This is a genomic window from Acinetobacter sp. UBA5934 (assembly GCF_002430855.1).
Lineage (GTDB): Bacteria > Pseudomonadota > Gammaproteobacteria > Pseudomonadales > Moraxellaceae > Acinetobacter.
Window position 1 is genome coordinate 13,602 of the sequence record NZ_DJDC01000152.1, and the last position, 6,660, is coordinate 20,261.

Annotated in this window: 3 protein-coding genes; 1 reads left to right on the plus strand and 2 read right to left on the minus strand. The window is 42.9% G+C overall.

The genetic code is table 11. From position 1 onward, the window contains the following. Positions 1-2,174: bifunctional [glutamate--ammonia ligase]-adenylyl-L-tyrosine phosphorylase/[glutamate--ammonia-ligase] adenylyltransferase (glnE, locus tag B2Y23_RS10560; protein ID WP_291370726.1), on the minus strand; the 2,174-nt coding region annotated here is incomplete at its 3' end. A 74-nt stretch (positions 2,175-2,248) separates the two neighbouring features. Next, positions 2,249-3,526: a sensor histidine kinase gene (locus B2Y23_RS10565; RefSeq protein WP_291370728.1), complete on the minus strand. Its 1,278-nt coding sequence runs from the start codon at positions 3,524-3,526 to the stop codon at positions 2,249-2,251. Positions 3,527-4,357: 831 nt separating this feature from the next. On the opposite strand from B2Y23_RS10565, the gene B2Y23_RS10570 reads away from it, so the two are divergent. Then, on the plus strand, positions 4,358-6,589 hold the full coding sequence (locus B2Y23_RS10570; RefSeq protein ID WP_291370729.1) for an NADP-dependent isocitrate dehydrogenase: 2,232 nt from the start codon (positions 4,358-4,360) through the stop codon (positions 6,587-6,589). Positions 6,590-6,660: the final 71 nt, after the last annotated feature.

The window sequence follows — 6,660 nt, forward strand, 5'->3', positions numbered from 1 at the left end:
CTTGTCACCAGTAAACCGGCTTCACCGGATGGACGTAAACGGGTATCAATTTCATAGACGCGACCATCTAAAGTTTGGGTGGTCATTAAGGACATGAATTTCTGTGCCACACGCATGGCAAACTCGAAACCGCTAATCGGTTTAATGCCATCTGTATCGCCCTGTTCACTCATATAGTGAATAAATACCAGATCCAGATCTGAACCATAACCCAGTTCAATTCCGCCAACTTTCCCATAACCAATCACGGTAAAAGCAGTATGATCCAGCGTACAGCGCTGGCCTTCGGCGTCTAAGGGGAAACCATGCTTTTTCGCCACAATCTGATAAGCCAGATTGAGTGTGGCATTCACCGAAACTTCTGCAATATCGGTTAAGGCATCAGAGACTTTCATCAGTGGACTTTCCGCCAGTACATCACTGGCTGCCACAGCCAATACATTGGATTTCTTGAATAAACGCAGCACGCGCATCTGATCTTCCACCTGATCAATCTCGATGCGTAACAGTTGCTGACGCAGTGAATCTTCCAGATCCTGACGTTTCGGCAATTCAAAATCCATCGACAGGAACTCATCCAGCAGTACCGGATAATGGGTCAGCTCCTCGCAAATCCATGGACTCACCGTGGCCATTTTCACCAGACGCTGCAACGCACCTTTGCTTTCAATCAGCATCACCAGATATACGGTACGGCGCAGGACCGTTTCGACCAAAGGCATCAAGCGCAACAGCGCCACTTGCGGTTTATCTGACTGCAAAATTGCTTCAATCAGATGTGGCCAAAAAGTTTTCAGACGCTGTACCGCTTTGGCTGGCAATTTTTTCAGCGCATGTCCATACCAGAACTCATGTACCAAATTTTTGGCATCTTCATCCAGCACCTCATTCAGCTGTTTTTCTAGCTGGGTAAAACTTTCCACCAGTGGATCAGGCTCTTTTTCATTAATTAAATGCTCAAACTGGTAGATGACCTTGGCACGTTTTTGATTCAGTGCTTCTAAAAATTGCTCCCAACTGTCAAAACCCAGCGTTTCAATCATGCGATTTCTTAAATCAGGCTCAACCGGTAAAGATTGGGTTTGCTGATCATTTAAAGCCTGAATGGCATGTTCAATGCGGCGCAGGAACAAATAGGCATCTTCCAGTTCAAGTACGGCATTTTGCTCTAGAAGCCCGACTTCTCCCAGATGATGCAGGCTGACCAGACACTGGCGGTCCTGCAGTTCAAGTTTTGAGCCGCCATAAATCAATTGAAAGACTTGAACGATGAATTCGACTTCACGAATACCGCCTGCACCGAGCTTGATATCATCTTCAATATTGCGGCGCTGCACTTCGCGTTCAATCATGGCCTTCATTTCACGCATGGCTTCAAAGGCTGTGTAATCGACATATTTGCGAAATACAAAAGGACGAGTCATTTCCAATAACTCATCCCCTTCTTTTCCACCCGTCACAATGCGGGCTTTAATCCAGGCATAACGCTCCCATTCACGGCCATGCTGGCTTAAATATTTTTCCAGGGCCACATGGCTAATCGCCAAAGCTGAACCATCACCCCAGGGACGCAGGCGCATATCGACACGGAACACAAAGCCGTCTGCGGTAATATGATCAAGCAGATAAATCAGTTTCTGTCCCCACAGAATACAGAACTGCTGTACATCAATACATTTGCGACCATTGGTTTCGCCCTGTTCATCAAAGGCAAAAATCAGATCAATATCACTGGAAAGATTTAGCTCTTGTGCCCCGAGTTTGCCCATGGCCACAACAATTAAATCCTGCACGGCACCACCGTAGCCAATTGGCTCACCATGCTTGGCCATCAAAGGTATAAGGGCAAAATCTTTAGCTGCGCAAATGGCTGCATCGGCAAAATCGGAAAGCTCACGTGTCAGCGTGACTACATCAGTCAGCCGATTGGCATCCTGCCAGATCCAGCGAAACATCAGGCGCGCACGAAGCACACGGATGGCACGCATCCATGTGTTTTCATCGGTAATCTGCTCTAGCGTGTCATGAACAAAGTTCTGAATTTGAAGCGTGCTTAAAGGAAGAAGAAATTGATCAATTGCATAATCCTGTTCTAATAAAGCGCCGTGTTTCCCCAATACCTGTTCTGCGTATTGGCTCGCTCGCAATGTGTTCTGCAATTGTTCCGCATTCATCTTAAAACCTTCAGCCTGATTTTTTCCTAGTTATAGCAGCTGACAAGAGAGAGTGGAAAAGAAAATTTATTTTTCTATACTTTCACTTTTTCATTCTTGATGATCTGTTCCGGAATTAAGGCTTGATGGGCATTGGTGGCTGCTGGCAAGGTCACATGGAAAATCGTTCCTTCACCTTCCTGAGATTCTACGAAAATTTCGCCATGGTTCAGATCGATAAAGCGTTTACACAACACCAGTCCCAGTCCAGTCCCTTTCTCCCCTGCAGTACCCTTGATACTAGCAGTTACAGATTGCTGGAACAGTTGCTCTATTTGAGCCTGATTCATGCCCAGTCCCGTATCACGGACAGAAATATGCACGTGCGTATCCAATCTGTTCGCAGCAATAATGACTTTACCCGTCCCATCAATTGGTGTGAATTTCAGGGCATTTGATACCAGGTTCTGAATCACCGAAGTAATCATGTTGATATCGGCATAAATTTTTATGTCGTCTTCAATCTGGTCAATTAACTGGATATTTTTCTTTAAAGCCAGACTGTTAAGTACATCGCAGACAATTTTAGTCGACTGTTTTAATTCAAAATTGATTGGGTGATAGATAAAACGTCCACCTTCAGCCATTGCCCAATTCAGCAGACTTTCCAGCAGGTTATAGGTCGATTGTGCCGTATCATACAAATATTCAGCAATACTCTGTACGCTCGATTCATCCAGTGTTTCACGCTCTTGCGCCAACACCTCAGAAAAACCCAGCAAACCATGAAAAGGGGCTCTCAAGTCATGGGCAATAATCTGGAAAAACTTGGTCTTACTGAAGTTGAGTGCAGCTTGCTGCTCGTACATTTCTTTAAGTTCGGCATGATCAGCTTTCAATTCAATCACATGGATAAGACTGGTCGTAAAATCATTTACGGCTGCGATATCTTCAGGCGCAAAACTTTCCTGTTTTAAATCAAAAAATAGCGCTTGGCCAATGGACACGCCATCACTCATCCGCAGATCGAAAGCCAGATAACGGTTTGCCTCTACGCCGAACTCACCAATATGCTGTACCAGATTTGCATATTGTGCATGTTGATGATCAATAAAGGTCTGCCCTTCAAAATAAGAACTTAAACAGGTTTCACCTGGCGAGCAAAATGCCTTGAAACCCTGTCTTGAGGAGTACCAGATATAAGGCTCATTATGAAAAGTTAATACCGCCTGATCTGCTTCAAGCATTTTACGGGCAAATTTTAAAAAACGTTCAACCTGATTAGTCGGGGTAAACACACCCAATAATAGTGAAAGCTTACATGCACTAAGCTGCTCAGTTTCTGAGCCTATTTCAAGCAACTGCATTTTCATATTTGATTCATCCAATCACTATTATTGTTGTAAAAAATAATTATTACCTTTTACCTTATTAACAAAATTTCACTATGAACACAATCAATAAAGACATAAATAGATAGAATGTGACATTCTAAGTCATATTTAGCCTAAATTATTTTATCATCCGATTAAAATGTTCAAAATTTAACCAAATAATTAATGTGAATAATAACCTGATTTGTCTCAATGATCACCTTAATTTAATACTATTTAATTTAAAGCGTTCTAAAAAATCAGTCATTTCCGACTTCAACTGAGGTGTATAGCGGTATACAGAACTATAGATAAAATTGTATCCGAATAATGAGAAACATCTATTTCTCAAGAACGATTTTTCTGAGCATATATAAAATTAATTTATAGGTTATTCTGTTATGAATGATTTATTTCCATGATACCCAACATGTTGTAAGTAATTAGTTTACAAACCAGAAAAATAATATGTTTAAATTTTAATCAATATTTTTATTAAAAAATATACAAATAATTGATAAATATAAAATATATTACATTAACACCCAAAATCCCCTGTTGGTCAATTAGATGAGTGTTTGAGCGTTCTAACAGACTGACTACCACGTCTAGATTCGAAATAAAACTAAATTTCACGTAGAATATCGGTATTGGTGAACAACACTGATGTATACAAATTTTCAGCCAAAGATCAGTATGCAAGATCTTGCTGTTTGGCTGAGGTGCAAATAAGCACCGATACTTTTTAATGTTTTATTTAAGCAAACCGGTTCGCGGGACTGAGCCACAAGCTCGGTGCCTGAAAACTCAATCCAAAGCAAGGGGCTACATATGGCTGGTGGAAAGTCAAAAATCATTTACACATTGACCGACGAGGCGCCATTGTTGGCGACCTACTCCCTGCTGCCGATCATTGAGACCTTTACCAAGCCGGCTGGTGTTGAGATTGTTAAAAAAGACATCTCTGTGGCCGTACGTGTGCTTGCAGAATTTAGCGAATTCCTAAGCGACGAGCAAAAGGTACCAAATAACCTAGCAGAGCTTGGCCGTCTCACACAAGATCCTGACACTAATATCATCAAACTCCCAAATATTAGTGCTTCAGTCGGCCAGTTGACAGCGTGTATCAAGGAACTTCAATCGAAAGGCTATGCGCTTCCTGACTACCCGGAAAACCCGGTAACTGAGGAAGAAAAAGCTATTAAAGCACGTTACAGCAAATGTTTAGGTTCTGCTGTAAACCCGGTATTGCGTGAAGGTAACTCTGACCGTCGTGCACCTGCCGCAGTGAAAAACTACGCGAAAAAACACCCGCATTCTATGAGCGAGTGGAAACAGTGGTCACAAACTCACGTTTCTCATATGGACGAAGGTGACTTCTACCATGGTGAAAAGTCTATGACTTTAGACCGCGCGCGTAACGTGAAAATGGAATTGATCACTAAGTCTGGTGAAACCATTGTTCTTAAGCCAAAAGTTGCGCTTCTTGAAGGCGAAATCATTGACTCAATGTTCATGAGCAAAAAAGCGCTTTGCGACTTCTATGAAAAAGAATTAGATGATTGTAAAGAAGCAGGCATCCTGTTCTCTCTACACGTTAAAGCGACCATGATGAAGGTGTCACATCCGATCGTATTCGGTCACTGTGTACGCATTTACTACAAAGAAGCGTTTGAGAAACATGGCAAACTGTTTGATGAATTGGGTATTAACATCAACAACGGTATGGCGGGTCTTTACGAGAAAATCGAAACTTTACCAACTTCGTTGCGTGAAGAAATCATCGAAGATCTACATGCTTGTCAAGAACACCGTCCAGCACTTGCGATGGTTGATTCAGCTAAAGGCATCACTAACTTCCATTCTCCTAACGACGTGATTGTAGATGCTTCTATGCCTGCAATGATCCGTGGTGGCGGTAAAATGTGGGGTGCTGACGGCAAACCTTACGACTGTAAAGCTGTAATGCCTGAATCTACTTTTGCGCGTATTTACCAGGAAATGATCAACTTCTGTAAATGGAATGGTAACTTCGATCCACGTACAATGGGTACTGTACCTAACGTTGGTTTGATGGCACAAAAAGCAGAAGAATACGGTTCACACGACAAGACTTTCGAAATTCCTGAAGCAGGTATTGCGAACATCACTGACCTAGAAACTGGTGAAGTGTTGATGTCTCAAAATGTGGAAGAAGGCGATATCTGGCGTATGTGTCAGGTGAAAGATGCTCCAATCCGTGACTGGGTGAAACTTGCCGTAACTCGTGCACGCAACTCAGGCATGCCTGCGATCTTCTGGCTTGACCCGTACCGTCCACACGAAAACGAACTGATCAAGAAAGTTGAAAAATACTTAAAAGATCACGACACAACTGGTTTGGATATCCAGATCATGTCACAAGTACGTGCAATGCGTTATACGCTTGAACGCGTTGCGCGTGGCCTGGATACTATTTCAGTAACGGGTAACATCCTGCGTGACTACCTGACTGACTTGTTCCCGATTATGGAACTAGGTACTTCTGCGAAAATGTTGTCTATCGTGCCGTTAATGGCTGGTGGCGGCATGTACGAAACGGGTGCAGGCGGTTCAGCACCTAAACACGTACAGCAATTGGTAGAAGAAAACCACTTGCGTTGGGACTCTTTGGGTGAATTCCTTGCTCTAGCTGTTTCTTTAGAAGAAATGGGCATTAAAGAAAACAACGCTCGTGCGAAACTTCTTGCTCGAACTCTAGATCAGGCAACTGGCAAACTGTTAGACAACGACAAGTCACCTTCTCGTCGTACTGGTGAGCTGGATAACCGTGGCAGCCACTTCTACCTGGCTAAATTCTGGGCTGAAGCACTTGCTGCACAAGACGAAGATGCTGAGCTTAAAGCGAAGTTTGCTCCTCTTGCGAAAGCACTTGCTGACAATGAAGAGAAAATTGTTGCTGAACTTGCAGAAGTGCAAGGTAAGTCAGTAGACATCGGCGGTTACTACGCTCTTGATCAAGAGAAAGTAAATGCAGTAATGCGTCCAAGCGCTACATTGAATGCTGCACTTGCTTCAATCTAGGTTGATACAAAACTGATAGTGTCAGTGATGTAAAAAAACCGGCGTCTAGGCGCCGGTTTTTTATTTCGATA

Coding starts and splice junctions, on each gene's coding strand:
- B2Y23_RS10565 (WP_291370728.1), bottom strand. CDS start 3,526: ATGAAAATGCAGTTGCTTGAAATAGGCTCAGAAACTGAGCAGCTTAGT.
- B2Y23_RS10570 (WP_291370729.1), top strand. CDS start 4,358: ATGGCTGGTGGAAAGTCAAAAATCATTTACACATTGACCGACGAGGCG.